General features: G+C 70.6%; 21 protein-coding genes and 1 tRNA gene. 5 read left to right on the top strand and 17 right to left on the bottom strand.

Annotation, left to right across the window (positions count from 1 at the left end; translation table 11 throughout):
- Genes V1227_RS19420 through lipA form a run of 3 tightly spaced genes read left to right on the top strand, consistent with a single transcriptional unit; the run spans nucleotide 1 to nucleotide 2,253 of the window.
- Nucleotides 1–309, top strand: coding sequence for a hypothetical protein (locus V1227_RS19420; protein WP_236223608.1), 309 nt, complete (start codon nucleotides 1–3; stop codon nucleotides 307–309).
- Nucleotides 306–1,196: an oxidoreductase gene (locus tag V1227_RS19425; protein ID WP_329787042.1), complete on the top strand. Its 891-nt coding sequence runs from the start codon at nucleotides 306–308 to the stop codon at nucleotides 1,194–1,196. The genes V1227_RS19420 and V1227_RS19425 overlap by 4 nt, the downstream gene beginning before the upstream one ends.
- Nucleotides 1,197–1,251: 55 nt before the next feature.
- A complete protein-coding gene (gene lipA / locus V1227_RS19430) occupies nucleotides 1,252–2,253 on the top strand; it encodes a lipoyl synthase (protein WP_236223610.1) in 1,002 nt (333 codons plus the stop codon).
- 57 nt (nucleotides 2,254–2,310) lie between these two features.
- Here lipA and V1227_RS19435 read toward each other — a convergent pair whose 3' ends face one another.
- From V1227_RS19435 to V1227_RS19475, 9 genes are read right to left on the bottom strand one after another with little or no spacing between them, the layout of a single operon-like run.
- Nucleotides 2,311–2,850 (bottom strand): alkaline shock response membrane anchor protein AmaP, encoded by a 540-nt coding sequence (locus V1227_RS19435; protein WP_329787043.1) that lies wholly within the window; start codon nucleotides 2,848–2,850, stop codon nucleotides 2,311–2,313.
- Nucleotides 2,847–3,365, bottom strand: a complete 519-nt coding sequence (locus tag V1227_RS19440) for a DUF6286 domain-containing protein (RefSeq protein ID WP_329787044.1) — start codon at nucleotides 3,363–3,365, stop codon at nucleotides 2,847–2,849. Before V1227_RS19440 ends, V1227_RS19435 begins: the two co-directional genes overlap by 4 nt.
- On the bottom strand, nucleotides 3,362–3,682 hold the full coding sequence (locus V1227_RS19445; protein ID WP_329787045.1) for an Asp23/Gls24 family envelope stress response protein: 321 nt from the start codon (nucleotides 3,680–3,682) through the stop codon (nucleotides 3,362–3,364). The genes V1227_RS19440 and V1227_RS19445 overlap by 4 nt, the downstream gene beginning before the upstream one ends.
- 2 nt (nucleotides 3,683–3,684) lie before the next feature.
- A complete protein-coding gene (locus V1227_RS19450; RefSeq protein WP_236223614.1) occupies nucleotides 3,685–3,861 on the bottom strand; it encodes a hypothetical protein in 177 nt (58 codons plus the stop codon).
- A 10-nt stretch (nucleotides 3,862–3,871) separates the two neighbouring features.
- A complete protein-coding gene (locus V1227_RS19455) occupies nucleotides 3,872–4,312 on the bottom strand; it encodes an Asp23/Gls24 family envelope stress response protein (RefSeq protein ID WP_329787046.1) in 441 nt (146 codons plus the stop codon).
- Between the two features lie 57 nt (nucleotides 4,313–4,369).
- Nucleotides 4,370–4,669 carry a hypothetical protein gene (locus V1227_RS19460; protein ID WP_329787047.1) on the bottom strand — a complete coding sequence of 100 codons (300 nt, stop codon included), beginning with the start codon at nucleotides 4,667–4,669 and terminating at the stop codon, nucleotides 4,370–4,372.
- Entirely contained in the window at nucleotides 4,663–5,010 is a 348-nt protein-coding gene (locus tag V1227_RS19465; protein ID WP_329787048.1) for an Asp23/Gls24 family envelope stress response protein, read from the bottom strand. The genes V1227_RS19460 and V1227_RS19465 overlap by 7 nt, the downstream gene beginning before the upstream one ends.
- Before the next feature lie 4 nt (nucleotides 5,011–5,014).
- Entirely contained in the window at nucleotides 5,015–5,557 is a 543-nt protein-coding gene (locus tag V1227_RS19470) for an Asp23/Gls24 family envelope stress response protein (protein ID WP_329787049.1), read from the bottom strand.
- Nucleotides 5,548–6,105 (bottom strand): RNA polymerase sigma factor, encoded by a 558-nt coding sequence (locus V1227_RS19475; protein ID WP_236223619.1) that lies wholly within the window; start codon nucleotides 6,103–6,105, stop codon nucleotides 5,548–5,550. Before V1227_RS19475 ends, V1227_RS19470 begins: the two co-directional genes overlap by 10 nt.
- Before the next feature lie 155 nt (nucleotides 6,106–6,260).
- Between V1227_RS19475 and V1227_RS19480 the strand changes: the two genes are divergently transcribed.
- A complete protein-coding gene (locus tag V1227_RS19480) occupies nucleotides 6,261–6,449 on the top strand; it encodes a CsbD family protein (RefSeq protein WP_329787050.1) in 189 nt (62 codons plus the stop codon).
- 9 nt (nucleotides 6,450–6,458) lie between these two features.
- On the opposite strand, the gene V1227_RS19485 is transcribed toward V1227_RS19480, so the two are convergent.
- The 8 genes from V1227_RS19485 to V1227_RS19520 form a co-directional block, all read right to left on the bottom strand.
- Complete coding sequence (locus tag V1227_RS19485) at nucleotides 6,459–7,484, bottom strand: saccharopine dehydrogenase family protein (RefSeq protein WP_329787051.1); 1,026 nt, start codon at nucleotides 7,482–7,484, stop codon at nucleotides 6,459–6,461.
- A 9-nt stretch (nucleotides 7,485–7,493) separates the two neighbouring features.
- Nucleotides 7,494–7,787: a hypothetical protein gene (locus V1227_RS19490; RefSeq protein WP_329787052.1), complete on the bottom strand. Its 294-nt coding sequence runs from the start codon at nucleotides 7,785–7,787 to the stop codon at nucleotides 7,494–7,496.
- 105 nt (nucleotides 7,788–7,892) lie between these two features.
- Complete coding sequence (locus tag V1227_RS19495) at nucleotides 7,893–8,357, bottom strand: GNAT family N-acetyltransferase (RefSeq protein WP_329787053.1); 465 nt, start codon at nucleotides 8,355–8,357, stop codon at nucleotides 7,893–7,895.
- Nucleotides 8,358–8,370: 13 nt separating this feature from the next.
- Entirely contained in the window at nucleotides 8,371–9,570 is a 1,200-nt protein-coding gene (locus V1227_RS19500) for a cytochrome P450 (RefSeq protein ID WP_329787054.1), read from the bottom strand.
- 40 nt (nucleotides 9,571–9,610) lie between these two features.
- Nucleotides 9,611–9,991, bottom strand: a complete 381-nt coding sequence (locus V1227_RS19505; protein WP_329787055.1) for a hypothetical protein — start codon at nucleotides 9,989–9,991, stop codon at nucleotides 9,611–9,613.
- 123 nt (nucleotides 9,992–10,114) lie between these two features.
- Nucleotides 10,115–10,186, bottom strand: a tRNA-Val gene (locus V1227_RS19510).
- 42 nt (nucleotides 10,187–10,228) lie between these two features.
- Entirely contained in the window at nucleotides 10,229–10,693 is a 465-nt protein-coding gene (locus V1227_RS19515; RefSeq protein ID WP_329787056.1) for a peroxiredoxin, read from the bottom strand.
- A gap of 76 nt (nucleotides 10,694–10,769) precedes the next feature.
- Nucleotides 10,770–11,201 (bottom strand): DUF3052 domain-containing protein, encoded by a 432-nt coding sequence (locus V1227_RS19520; protein ID WP_090100657.1) that lies wholly within the window; start codon nucleotides 11,199–11,201, stop codon nucleotides 10,770–10,772.
- Nucleotides 11,202–11,521: 320 nt separating this feature from the next.
- On the opposite strand from V1227_RS19520, the gene aceE reads away from it, so the two are divergent.
- Complete coding sequence (aceE, locus tag V1227_RS19525; protein WP_329787057.1) at nucleotides 11,522–14,281, top strand: pyruvate dehydrogenase (acetyl-transferring), homodimeric type; 2,760 nt, start codon at nucleotides 11,522–11,524, stop codon at nucleotides 14,279–14,281.
- Nucleotides 14,282–14,334 lie beyond the last annotated feature (53 nt).

The raw sequence follows: 14,334 nt of genomic DNA on the forward strand, positions 1-14,334 counted from the left end.
ATGGGCTGGGCAGACCACTACCGCCGTCGTGACGCGCTCGACGCCGTGCTGCGCGACGCTCACCGCGACCCGTCCGCACCGCTGATCGTGGATCCGGACGTCTTCGGCTCGCTGCACGAACTGCTGCTGGCGCTCGACCACCGCTGGCAGAACAAGCTGACAGCGCGCATGGAGGCCGCGGCGTTGGAGGGCCCCGTCGACGAGGACCGGGTGACCGCCGAACTGGCCGCCGAGGAGCCGGTGTTGCGAGCGGTGCTGGACGCACACCTTTCGCTCGGCAGTTACCGGACGGTAGGAATGACTCCATGAGTCGTTGGACCGAAGCCGACATCCCCGACCAGACCGGCCGCACCGTCCTCGTGACGGGCGCGAACTCCGGTCTCGGCCTGCGCACCGCCCAGGTGCTCGCGGGGAAGGGGGCCCATGTGCTCATGGGTTGTCGCTCGGTCCAGCGCGGTGAGGCCGCGCGGCGCACGGTGCGCGGGTCGGCGGAGGTCCTCGAGCTCGACCTAGCCGACCTCGGCTCCGTGCGCGCCGCTGCGGAGAAGGTCGAGGCGCTCGACGTCCTCGTCAACAACGCGGGCATCATGGCCGTCCCGAACGGCCGGACCGCCGACGGCTTCGAGCTCCAGTTCGGCACCAACCACCTGGGCCACGCCGCGCTGACGTGGCTGCTGCTCCCGGCGCTGAGGCGACGTCCCGGCGCGCGCGTCGTCACCGTCTCGTCGCTGATGCACCGCGCCGGCCGGATCGACTTCGAGGACCCGAACTGGGAGCGCCGGCCGTACAGCCTGCAGGGCTCCTACGGGCAGTCGAAGCTCGCCAACATCCTGTTCGCGCGCGAGCTCGAACGCCGCTCGCCGGACGTGACGTCCATCGCGGCCCATCCGGGCATGACGGCCACCGAGCTGACCGACAACATGGCCGACGCGCACCGGTCCGCGGTCATGAAGATCGGCGGCCGCATCTCCCACCTGTTCTCGCAGCCGGTCGAGATGGGCGCGCTTCCGCAGCTCTACGCGGCGACGTCACCGGACGCGCGCGGCGGCCAGTACTACGGCCCGGACGGCTTCAACGGCCTGCGCGGCTACCCCGGCGTCGCGCGGATGACCGCCGCGGCGCGCGACGACCTGGCCGCGAACCGCCTCTGGGAGCTCACGGTCAAGCTCACCGGGATCACCCCGGACCTCCCGTGAGCCTCCCCGGTGTGCGTGACGCCGGACACGCGGGCGCGGAGCGTAGTGTGAGGTGGTGACTGTGGTACCAGAGGGTCGGAAGCTGCTGCGGCTCGAGGTCCGCAACAGCCAGACGCCGATCGAGAAGAAGCCGTCCTGGATCAAGACGCGGGCGAAGATGGGCCCCGAGTACCGGGAGCTCAAGGGCCTGGTCAAGCGCGAGGGCCTGCACACGGTCTGCGAAGAGGCCGGCTGTCCCAACATCTACGAGTGCTGGGAAGACCGCGAGGCCACGTTCCTGATCGGCGGGGAGCAGTGCACCCGGCGCTGCGACTTCTGCCAGATCGACACGGGCAAGCCCGCCGACCTCGACCGCGACGAACCTCGTCGCGTCGCCGAGTCGGTCCAGGCCATGGGTCTGCGCTACTCGACCGTCACCGGTGTCGCCCGTGACGACCTGCCCGACGGCGGCGCGTGGCTGTACGCCGAGACCGTGCGCCAGATCCACGAGCTCAACCCCGGCACCGGTGTCGAGCTGCTGATCCCGGACTTCAACGCGGTCCCCGAACAGCTCGACGAGGTCTTCGAGTCCCGCCCCGAGGTGCTCGCGCACAACCTGGAGACCGTCCCGCGGATCTTCAAGCGCATCCGCCCGGCGTTCCGCTACGAGCGCTCCCTCGAGGTGATCACGAAGGCCCGCGAGTTCGGCCTCGTCACCAAGTCGAACCTGATCCTCGGCATGGGCGAGACCCCCGAGGAGGTCACGGAGGCGCTCGCCGACCTCCACGACGCGGGCTGCGACATCATCACCATCACCCAGTACCTGCGCCCGTCGCCGCGGCACCACCCGGTCGAGCGCTGGGTGAAGCCCGAGGAGTTCGTCGAGCACAAGGAGACGGCCGAGAAGATCGGCTTCCTCGGCGTGATGGCGGGCCCGCTGGTCCGCTCGTCCTACCGCGCCGGCCGCCTCTACGCGCAGGCGAAGCAGGCGCGCGGCGAGGAGCTCCCGGAGAACCTCCAGCACCTGCTGACCGTGTCGGCGTCGCAGGAGATCACGAGCCTGCTCGCCCCGCGGTAACGCGTCACGGCAGAGCCGAAGCCCAGGTCGTCGACCTGGGCTTCTGCTTTCCCGCGATCAGCGCACCCGTGCCCCGGCCTTCGCCGCGGCGATGCGGAACTCGATGGTGGTGGGCAGTTCGGGCGCCTCCAAAGCCTCCCGCAGGCGCGGCAGCCCCTCGTCGTCGATGCGGCGGCGGATGTCCCGCAGGTCCGCGTCACCGTGGGCGCGCACGACGAGAGCCAGGCGCGGAGCCGTGTGCGGCCCGGTCAGCTCCGCGTCGACCTTGCGCACACCGGGATAGGCGGTGACCTCGTCGGCGAACGGAGCGACGGCTGTCGACGTGCTCAAGCGGGTCGCGCCCGCCTCGTCGGCCCAGCGCCACGAGGTGACCTCGCGCCGGGGCACCTGGGCGACGAGCCACCGCAGGCAGAGCAGCGCGAGCAGCACCGCGACCGCCGCCACCACCCAGAGCACCCCCGTCGGCGGCAGCGCCGTGCCGGGCACCAGCACGGCGCCGCGGTCCACCCGCGGAACGTGCCCGAGGGTGATCGCCAGCGCCCCACCGCCCGCGACCAGCAGGACGAGGCCCAGCAGTCCGAGCAGGAAGCGGTTCACGGTGTGCTCCTCAGCGCCTTGACCCTCACCACGACCTGCGGCGGCCGGACGAGGGCGAACTCCCCGACGCGGTTCTCGAGCGCGGTGCGGACGGCGTCGCCGAGACCGTCCGCGGCGGCCCGCTTCGTGCGCACCACCGCCTTCACGCGGCGGCGGCGCACCTTCACGGAGGCGGACTCCACGCCGTCGACGTGCGCGGCGAGGCGCAGTGCGTTGCGCAGGCCCCGCACCGACACGGCGGTGTTGCCGTCCAGCTCCACCGTCCTGGCGCGGCCGGGCACGACCGCGGCCAGGAACAGCAGCAACCCGATGGCCGCGGCGACCCCGCCCGCCACGGCCACGGTCGTCGACGACCACCTCACCTCGTTCAGCCGGCCCGCCACCGCGTCGTACGACAGCCAGGGCGGCTCACCGAGGGCGAGCTGGACCGCCGTCACGGCCACCACGACGGAGGCCGCGAGCAGGACGAGCGCCGTGAGCGTGGCGGGCAGGGCACGACGGGAACGCCGAGTCATCGGACCCTCCTCACCACAGCGGTGTCGGCGCGCAGCAGACCGATCGACACGTCCACCACGGACACCCGCAGACCGGTCAGCTCGGCGACCCGGCCGACCAGGTGCGCGCGGACCCTGGCGGCGGTCGAGGCGACCGGTGCGGGGTACCGGAGGTCGAGGCGCGCGTCGAGCGTCGCCACCGCCCCGGTCACCCGTGCGGTGACCGCGCAGCCGAGCACGTCCGGCACCTCCATCGCGGCCCGTCCCGCGATGCGGCCGACCGCGCGGTCCGCGACGGTGGTCAGGCCCGGCTGCGCGGCGGCGAGAGAGGCGGTCATGGTCAGTCCCGATCCCTGCCGAGCAGCTGCGCGAGGTCGAGCTTGCCCTCGGCGACCCGGCCCGCGACCAGGCCGAGCGCACCGAAGACGAGCACGACCAGGAAGGCGCTGAAGCCCCCGAACGCGGCGGCCAGGCCGAGCGCGAGCCCGGCCAGCAGACCCAGTGCGGTGGTGCTCATGACGCCTCCCTCACTGCACGCGAGCGGTGCCGGGCTCTTCGCCCTCGGACTCGTCCGGGATGTGCACGTCGTTGACGTTGATGTTGACCTCGACGACCTCGAGGCCGGTGATCTGCTCGATGGCGGTGATCACGTTGCCGCGCACGGACTTCGCGAGTTCCGCGATCGGCACGCCGTACTCGACGACGAGCTCCAGGTCCACGGCCGCCTGCTTCTCGCCGACCTCGACCGACACGCCCTGACCCGCGCTCGCCGTGGCACCGGGGATGCGGTCGCGCAGTGCGCTGAGCGCCCGCGTGGCACCGCCGCCGAGGGCGTGCACACCGCGGATCTCCCGTGCCGCGAGGCCCGCGACCTTCTGGACCACGACGTCCGCGATGGTGGTGGAACCCTTGTCCGTCACCAGCTTCCCGTTGGTGGTGTTGACCTTCTCCACGGCCTGCGTGCTCATGGCAACCCCTTCCTCCGAAGCGTTCACATCAGATGAACACGGCGGCCCCGGAAAACGTCACGCCCCGTTCAGGTGATCGAGTGCACGTTTGTCCACATCGGTCACGACGATCCGGAGCCCCGCCTTTTCCCACGGCGTGCCAACGAGAACAGCGCGCAGCGCCGCACCCGCCTCGTCCAGCGACAGCGGCAGGCTCGTGGCGACGACGCGGACGCACACCTGCTCGTCGGTCACGTCGACGGCCAGCACGTCGACGTCCCAGGGGATCCACGACCGAGCGGGCACGGACGCGGGCGTCGACGGCCGCAAGCCTTCGACCTTCTCCAACGCCTTCAACAACTCCGCGACGATCACCATGCGACGTCCACCACCGTCACCGCCACCGAGCCCACCGCGACCCCGGTCAGTTCGGGGACGACCGTGCGCACCGACCGCTGCACGGCGCGGGCCACGGCCGCGGCCTGGTCCAGGCCGGAGATCACCACGTCCACCTCCAGCACCGCGACGGCGCCCTCCCAGCGCACCCGCACGCCTTCCACCGGCGCGGGCTGCAGACCCTTGACCTGCTGCCGCGCCACGCGCACCACCGAACTCACCAGTCCGGCGACGCCCGGCTGCACGCGCACGCCGGGGACCAGCTCGGCCGCGTGCACCGCGACCGCCGCCACCGCCGGGGCGGACACGACTGCCTCGATCACTCGCTCATCCTTCGAGAACGTCGGACACGACGAGGTCCAGGCGGGCGAGCCGCACACCGATCCGTGCCGAGGCCGCGGCCAGCACGCGCCGCCGCACCTCGTCGTACGTCTCGCGCGTGACGAGGCCCGCGGCGATCGCGATGGTCAGCTCGACCTCGATCACCGGGTCCGGCACGGTCGACTCCGGCGCCTCGGCGACACGGCACCCGCGGGCGCGCACGCCGCTCACGCCGTCCGCCGCGTACCGCAGCACCGCCGCGACCGCCCGCGTGCTGATGCGAGCCAGTCCGTCGCCGGGCAGGGGGACGGCGCCGGACCGGCGCACATCGGCCCGGACGGCCGACATGATGCGGCTGACCAGGCCGGACGGTGGTTCGACCTCTTCGCGAGCCATCTCCTCGGTGGCTTCGCGCAGCACCAGGAGGCTCTCGCGCACAGCCGCGCAGTGCGGGCAGGCGCGCGTGTGTTCGTCGGAGAGGTCGATCGCCTCCCAGACCTCTTCGACGTCCCGCCCGCACGGCAGGACGTAGTCGGATGTCACCGCCACGGCGCCATCACCTCCGCGAGTTGTGCCCGTGCTCGCGCGAGCCTGCCGCGCACCGACTGCTGGGTCGTGCCGATCGCCTCGGCGATCTCGTCGTAGGACCGGCCGTGGACCTCGCGCAGCACCCAGCACGCCCGCTGTTCCGGCGTGAGGCCGCGCAGTGCGGCTTGCAGCGCGTCGAGCTGCGCGTTCACCTCCACCGCGCGGTCGGGCCGGGTGCGGGGCGCCGGCGACTCGTGCTCGTCGAGCTCGGTGTCGGCGTGCGGCTTGCGCTTGCGCAGCACGTTCAGGCACTGGTTGGTGGTCGTGCGGTAGAGCCAGCCGAGGAACGCCCCGTCGTCGTTGAGCTGCCCGAGACGCCGCCACGCGGTCAGGAAGACGTCCTGCACCGCGTCCTCGGCGTCACCGGTGCTGCCCACGATGCGCAGCGCCAGCCGGTACATCGGCCCCTGGTAACGACGCACGAGCTGCTCGTAAGCCCTCATGTCGCCGTCACGGGACCTGGCCACCAGCGTGGCATCGTCGAGTGCGGCTACCTCGGCCACGCTCATGCGCACACCTCCGCCCACTTTGCTCTGTCGTCTTGAAGACACGATCGAACCCGGAACGTCACGCGGTTCCCCGACTTCCCGCCGGTGACCGCGTCGACCCCGGATTTCACCCGGCAGTGGCGTGAGGACAGCGGAAGTGCGGGTGTCGGACAGGCGTGGACGACTCGGTTCCAGCCTGGGGCAACTCGACACAGGAGGACGCGGGTGAGGTCACCGGCGGCCGGGAGCTCGCGGACGAGGGCCGCGCGGACCAGGCGAAGGCCGCCGTCAAGGAGGGTGTGGAGAAGGTGGAGGACGCCGTCGGCGGAGTCGTCGACAGCGTCGCCAAGCACCTCGGGAAGTGACGCCCGGGATCAGGTGAAGCGGACCTCGCCCACGACGACGCCGTCGAGCTCGCGCACGAAGCCGGCGCCGAAAGCGCTCGACGGCGTGTGCGAGCCGGGAGCGACGTCGCCGATCCGAGTGACGGCGCGCAGCACGGCGTCCGCGGTGAGGCTGTAGGCGTTCGGCGTGGTGACCGCGCACTCGACCTTCGTGCGCGCGTCCCACGCCTCGCCGAACACCTCGGCGCGCGTCTTCGCGCGCTTGCGCTCGTCAGGTCCCTTCACCTTCCCGGCGACCGTCTTGGCGAAGCTCTGCACGAACGAGGTCTGCAGCACCGGCGCGAACACCTGCTGCAGCTGCCCCAGCACCCCCGGCACGAGGGTGAACGTGGTGATGTTCGGGATGCCGGTCGACCGGTAGGCGGTCGACACGTCGCCCCACGGGATGCTGCCGACCTCGCGCGGTCCCGACCGGAAGCGGGCGGTGCGCCGGCGGTGCCCGATGCGCACGCTCCTCAGCTCGCCGTTCACCCGGATCCGCCCGCCCACGGCCGCGGCCTCGACGGAGGTCTTCGTCGTGCCCGCGCTCGCCCCTCCCCCGACGACGAACGCCAGGTCGAGGTGCGTCGCCGACGGCAGCGCGTTCTTCAGGATCGCGGCCACGCAGTCCGTGGGGACGACGTCGAAACCGGCGCCGGGCAACAGCACGATGCCGGCCTTGCGCGCGTCGACGTCCCTCAGGCTGACGGACTCGAAGACGTCGATCTCACCGGTGATGTCGAGGTAGTGCGTGCGGCTCCGCAGACAGGCGTCCACCATCGCCTCGGAGGTCTGCGAGAACGGTCCCGCGCAGTGCACGACGGCATCGACGTCCTCGAGGTTCCGGCCCGCCTCGGCCAGGCCGAACGCCCGGTGCTCCAGCCCGAGAGCCGCGGCGAGCGGTTCGACCTTCTCCCGCGAGCGCCCGGCGAGGATCGGCCGTTCACCGCGCTCGACCGCGAGCTCCGCGATGAGACGACCGGTGTAGCCGTTGGCGCCGTAGACCATCCACGTCATGCCGCGACCTTACCGGCGAGTAGCCCTGCGGGCACCGACCGAAGAGCCGAGCAGCAGCAACGCCCCCAGCCCGGCCACCGGCACGCCCCAGAGCAGCCGCCGGTGCCGGAGATCGGCGCAGATGTCCACAAAGGCCGGACTGACCGCGGAGGCGGCCGGCTCGTCGAACCCGATCCCCAGGGCGTTGCCGCACGGGATCAGCGACCCGCTCGGCGCCTCGACGGCGAGCGCCACGAACAGGATCGCACCCCCGCCGAGCAGGAACGCGAGACCCACCACGACGGCGAAGGTGCGCACGGACATGAGGAAAAGTTACGTCTCAAGTGGACTTCGGGATAGCCCTGGTCAGCCGCATTGGGGTTGATCCCCTGATCCCCCGCTGAGCGTTCCGATGATCCCCGGATCCCATCATGCGGGCGAGAACGCGTAGCGCTGCTCCACACGGCCGTGGCGCGGATGCGGCGCAGTGTCGCCGACCTTGATCCATCCGAGGCGTTCGTAGAGCCGCACGCCCCGCACGTTGTCGACGAAGACCATCAGCTCCGCCTTCTCGTAGCCGCACCCGGTCAGCGCAGCGGGCAGCGCACGCAGCAGCGCCTCCCCGACCCCTTCGCCCCACGCGTCGGGGTGCACCCCGACGTAGTTGATGTACGCCGTCCTCGTCTCCTGCGGACCGCCGGCGACGAACCCCACCGGCACACCGTCCCGCATCGCGAGCAGGAACAACGACGGCTCGCCCGCGAGGGCGTTCTCGATGCCGGGCCGCGCCTCTTCCAGCGCCGGAACCCCGTACCCGTCCCTCTCGGCGACCGCGTGCGCCCAGATCAGCGCGGCCGCGTCGACGTGCTCCGGTCCCCCGGTGACGATCTCCACGCGCTCCAGCGTCTCAGCGTCCGAGGACGACCGGAAGCGATTTCAGGCTCGCCATGATGTCGCTGTGCGTCACCTCCGGCGGTTCCCCGGCCGAACAGGTGGTGCGCGGGAACCGTGACGTGAGGTGGCGCAGCACCGTTTCGGCCTCCAGGCGGGCGAGCCCCGAGCCGAGGCAGAAGTGCGGCCCGTACCCGAACGCCACGTGGCCGGTCGTCTTCCGGTCGACCAGGTACCGGTCGGCCCTGTCGTGCGCCTCCGGGCACCTCCCGGCAGCGCCGAGGTTGATCAGCAGCACCGTGCCGGCCTCGACGGGTACGCCGCCGATTTCGACGCGCTCGGTGGCGATGCGGTGCGTGGCGCTGCGCACCGGCGGGTTGTGCCGCAGCGTCTCCTCGACGAGCACCGGAACGAGCCCGGGGTCCATGGCGGCCTTCGCCCACAGATCGTTGTCCAACGCGTCGTGCACAACGTTCGCGATGAGGCCTGCCGACGTCTCATGACCAGCGACGACCAGAAGGAAGGCCATCGCTATGAGCTCGTCATGGCTCAGACGGTCACCTCCGTCGTCGGCTGCCACCAACGCACCGAACAACGACTCCTCGTCGAGAGACTTGCTCGTCAACAACGCGTGGAAGTAGCCGCCCAACTCGTCGCTGGCGGGCTGCGACACCTCGGGCACCATCGACATCATCGTCTCGATCAACACCCGGACACGGCCCCGATCGCCCTCCGGCACCCCGAGGACCTCACCGATGACGTGCAGCGGCACCGGCACGGCCACCCGTTCGACGAGATCGACCTCCCGCCCCTCCGGCAGGCCGCCGACCAGCTCCGCGGTGATCTCCTCGACGCGCGGCGCCAGCCGCTGCACCGCCCGGCCGTTGAAGGCCTGCACCGCCAGCGCCCTGAGCCGGGCGTGCTGCGGGTTGTCGCTGTTGAGCATGCTCGGCCCGAACAACCCGGCGAGGTTCTCCTGCGTGCTCCCCCTGGCCGTGAGCTGCCGCTTGATCTCGCGCTGCAGCCTCGCGCTGTCCTTCGAGAGCCGTTGATCGACGAGCAGCTGACGGGTGAGCTCCAGCCCAACAGTGACAACCTGCATCTCGACACCGTTGGGCAGCGTCACAGCGTGCAGCGGCCCTTCGGCCCGTGCGTCGTCCTCGATCCGATGGTGCTCCCGCGCGCGCAGCTCACCGCCGATAAGCAAGTGGGACATGGCCCCTCCGTTGGATACGGCTGAAGACCGTTCTACCGCCCTAACGGAACGAGTCCAACGCCCGAATCGACTCGATCGAGGGCAGCCGAGGCGGCGCGGAGGCGATGGCCCTGCGCCCGAGCACCCACTCCGGCAGGTGGTGCCGCAACGCCAGCCGCCCCTCGGGCGTGACGTCGACCGGCGCCGCCATCCCGTGCTCCACCTGCCGCGCGGGCCTGGCCCACGTGATCCAGTTCCTCCGCTCGAGCACCTCGAGGTCGTCCGCGTCCCACTGCTTGGCGGGCCGGTACTCGAGGTACCAGCTCGTGGCACCGCGGTGCACCCCGCCCTGCTCGACGAGGGCCAGCAGCTTGATCTGCTGCTGGGTGACCTCGGTGCTGACGGGCTCGGCGGCCTTGGTCTTGCGCCTCAAGCGCTTCACGGGTCTTCGTCGTCCTTCGGAGGTGGCGGGCCCGAACGTCCCCGACAAACGTCGGACAAGATACCCCGGAAAACACCGAGGCGACGTGGTCTGCGCTTTCGCAGACACGCCGCCTGGGACGAGTGGGCGCGACAGGGTTCGAACCTGCGACCGCTCGGGTGTAAGCCGAGTGCTCTTCCGCTGAGCTACACGCCCCAACACCCCGGCGACGACAACCACCGGGGAGGTACAGCTACATCATGCCCCCAACGAGGCTACGGCCTTCTTCCAGGCGTCCTGATCGCGGGCCTCACCCGGCGAGTTCACCTCGGCGAACCGCACCACGCCCGACACGTCGATCAAGAACGTCCCCCGCAGCGCCGTGCCCGCGGCCTCGTTGAACACGCCGTAGGACTGCGCGACGGCCCCGTGCGGCCAGAAGTCCGACAGCAGCGGGAACTGGTAGCCCTCCTGGTTCGCCCACACCTTCAGGGCGAACGGGGAGTCCACGGACACGCCCAGCACCTGCACGACCGAGTCCTCGTAGGCCGAGATCTCGTCGCGCAGCCGGCAGAGCTCGCTGCGGCAGGTGCCGCTGAACGCGAACGGGTAGAAGACCAGGAGCACGTTCTTCGAGCCGCGGAACGACGACAGCGTCACGCGCTGCTTGTTGTAGTCGTTGAGCGTGAAGTCCGGGGCTTCCGAACCGACCTCGACCGCCATGGGACGACCCCTCCAGCAAGGCACAGGACCACGGGCGGACCTACGCCCGTGGACCGAACCCTATGTCAGCTGGGGATCACCGCTTCGCCTTGGCCGACTTCGGCCACACCAGGCGGATGCCCGCCCAGTCCTCGGCGACGCTGATGTTCGAGGTCTGCGACAGGCCGGCGGTCGGGACCGCTTCGGCCACGTCGGCCGGCTCCACGTGGCCGGGACGGCCGGTCTTCGGGGTGAGAACCCAGATGACGCCGTCCTCGGCGAGCACTCCGGTGGCCTCGAGGAGAGCGTCCACCAGGTCGCCGTCGTCCTCTCGCCACCAGAGCAGGACGACGCTCACCGTCTCGTCCGCCTCCTCGTCGAGGAGGTCGCCCCCGATCTGCTCCTCGACGGCGGCACGGAGGTTGTCGTCGACATCCTCGTCCCAGCCGAGTTCTTGGACGACCATGCCCGGTTCGATCCCGAGCTTCTCGGCGACGCCGATCCTGCCGGCGTCTTCCGCGGCGACCACGGTTTTCACTCCTCCAACTACGCAAGAGCGACAGCCCTGAGACTGCCGCTGAAGTCCGTTACTCCGGCTAGCGAACACTGTCAGCTACCTCCGGCGCAACTGTTGACCACGTGACACGCCGTAACAGGCACCCCTCTCGAAGCACCTACACTGGCATGAGGCACGCTCTACATACCTCTTATCGCGCGCGCGTGAGTGACACGATCCAGAACTACCGATCAGTAGCGGTGACGAAGTCGTCGCGCAAGGACAACGATAGGGGCGCGTGGCACGGTTTTCCGGGCCACCGCGTGTACCGCCAACGAAGCCGAGGAGACACCTTGAGCCCGCAGAACACCGGCCCCGAGCGGGTACGTGTCATTCGCGACGGTCTGGCAGCGCACCTGCCGGACATCGACCCCGAAGAGACGGCCGAGTGGCTCGAGTCGTTCGACGAGGTGCTCAAGGGCGGTGGCCAGCAGCGGGCGCGTTACCTGATGCTGCGTTTGCTGGAGCGCGCGGGCGAGAACCAGGTCGGCATGCCGTCGCTGATCAGCACGGACTACGTCAACACCATCCCCACCGAGCGGGAGCCGTGGTTCCCCGGTGACGAGGAGGTGGAGCGCCGTTACCGCGCGTGGATCCGCTGGAACGCCGCGATGACGGTGCACCGGGCGCAGCGCCCCGGCGTGGGTGTCGGTGGCCACATTTCGACGTACGCGTCCAGCGCGTCGCTCTACGAGGTCGGCTTCAACCACTTCTTCCGCGGCAAGAACCACCCCGGCGGCGGCGACCAGGTCTTCATCCAGGGCCACGCCTCCCCCGGTGTCTACGCCCGCGCGTTCCTCGAGGGCCGCCTGTCCGAGCACCAGCTCGACGGCTTCCGCCAGGAGTACTCGCACGCCGGTCCGGGCGGCGGCCTGCCGTCGTACCCGCACCCGCGCCTCATGCCGGACTTCTGGGAGTTCCCCACGGTCTCCATGGGCATCGGCCCGATGAACGCGATCTACCAGGCGCGGTTCAACCGCTACCTGCGCGACCGCGGCATCAAGGACACGTCCGACCAGCACGTGTGGGCGTTCCTCGGCGACGGCGAGATGGACGAGCCGGAGTCGCGCGGCCTGCTGCAGCTCGCGGCCAACGAGCAGCTCGACAACCTGACGTTCGTCGTGAACTGCAACCTGCAGCGCCTCGACGGCCCGGTGCGCGGCAACGGCAAGATCATCCAGGAGCTGGAGTCGTTCTTCCGCGGTGCCGGCTGGAACGTCATCAAGGTCGTCTGGGGCCGCGAGTGGGACGCGCTGCTGCACGCGGACCGCGACGGCGCGCTCGTCAACCTGATGAACACCACGCCCGACGGCGACTACCAGACCTACAAGGCCAACGACGGCGCGTACGTCAAGGAGCACTTCTTCGGCCGTGACCCGCGCACGAAGGCTCTCGTCGACGCCATGAGCGACGACGAGGTGTGGAACCTCAAGCGCGGTGGCCACGACTACCGCAAGGTCTACGCGGCCTACAAGGCGGCGACCGAGACCGTCGGCCAGCCCACCGTCATCCTCGCCAAGACCATCAAGGGCTACTCGCTCGGCCCGCACTTCGCGGCCCGCAACGCGACGCACCAGATGAAGAAGATGACCCTGGACGACCTCAAGGGCTTCCGCGACAGCCTGCGCATCCCGATCTCGGACGCGCAGCTCGAGGCCGACCCGTACCTGCCGCCGTACTACCACCCCGGGCAGGACTCGCCGGAGATCCAGTACATGCAGGAACGCCGCCGCCAGCTGGGCGGGTTCGTGCCGGAGCGCCGCACGAAGTCCAAGGCGCTGGTGCTGCCGGGCGACAAGGTCTACGAGGGCGTCCGCCGCGGTTCGGGCAAGCAGGAGGTCGCCACCACGATGGCGTTCGTCCGGCTCGTCCGCGACCTCGCGAAGGACCCGGAGATCGGCCCGCGCATCGTGCCGATCATCCCGGACGAGGCACGGACGTTCGGCATGGACTCCATGTTCCCGACGCAGAAGATCTACAACCCGAACGGCCAGGCGTACACCTCGGTGGACGCCAACCTGATGCTCGCCTACAAGGAGTCCGAGCAGGGCCAGATCCTGCACGAGGGCATCAACGAGGCGGGTTCCACGGCGTCGTTCACGGCGGTCGGCACGTCCTACGCCACGCAGGGCGAGCCGATGATCCCGATCTACATCTTCTACTCGATGTTCGGCTTCCAGCGCACGGGCGACGGCCTGTGGGCGGCGGCGGACCAGATGGCGCGCGGCTTCGTGCTCGGCGCCACCGCGGGCCGCACCACGCTGACCGGTGAGGGCCTGCAGCACGCCGACGGCCACTCGCTGCTGCTGGCGCACACGAACCCGGCCGTGATCGCGTACGACCCGGCGTGGTCGTTCGAGGTGGCGCACATCGTCAAGGACGGTCTGCGCAGGATGTACGGCGAGAACGCCGAGAACATCTTCTACTACATGACGGTCTACAACGAGCCGTACGTGCAGCCGGCCGAGCCGGAGAACCTGGACGTCGAAGGCCTTCTGCGGGGCCTCTACCGGTACCAGGAGGGCCCGCAGACCGGCGGTCCGCGCGTGCAGATCCTCGGCTCGGGCGTGGGCCTGCCGTGGGCGCTCAAGGCCCAGCAGATGCTGGCCGACGAGTGGGGCGTCTCCGCGGACGTGTGGTCCGCCACGTCGTACTCGGAGCTGCGCCGCGACGCCGTCGAGACCGACCGCCACAACCTGCTGCACCCGGACGCCGAGCCGCGCGTGCCGTACGTGACGCAGGTGCTGAAGGACGCGCAGGGCCCGGTCGTCGCCGTCTCGGACTGGGCGTCGGCGATCCCGGACCTGATCCGCCCGTACGTCCCGACCGACATGACGACCCTGGGCACGGACGGCTTCGGCTTCTCCGACACCCGCCCGGCCGCCCGCCGCCACTTCCTGGTGGACGCGGAGTCGGTCGTCGTCGCCACGCTGGCCGCCCTGGCCCGCCGCGGCGAGGTCGAGCAGTCGAAGGTCGTCGAGGCGGCCCGCAAGTACCGCATCGACGACGTGCAGGCCGCTGGGCCGTCCACGTCCGACGCGGGTCTGGCGTAGCACCGGAGCCCTCTCGAGGGCTCAGAAACGATCTGAGGGGCCGTTCCGCAGCT

It is taken from the genome of Lentzea sp. DG1S-22 (genome assembly GCF_036321065.1).
In the GTDB taxonomy this organism is placed as follows: domain Bacteria; phylum Actinomycetota; class Actinomycetes; order Mycobacteriales; family Pseudonocardiaceae; genus Lentzea; species Lentzea jiangxiensis.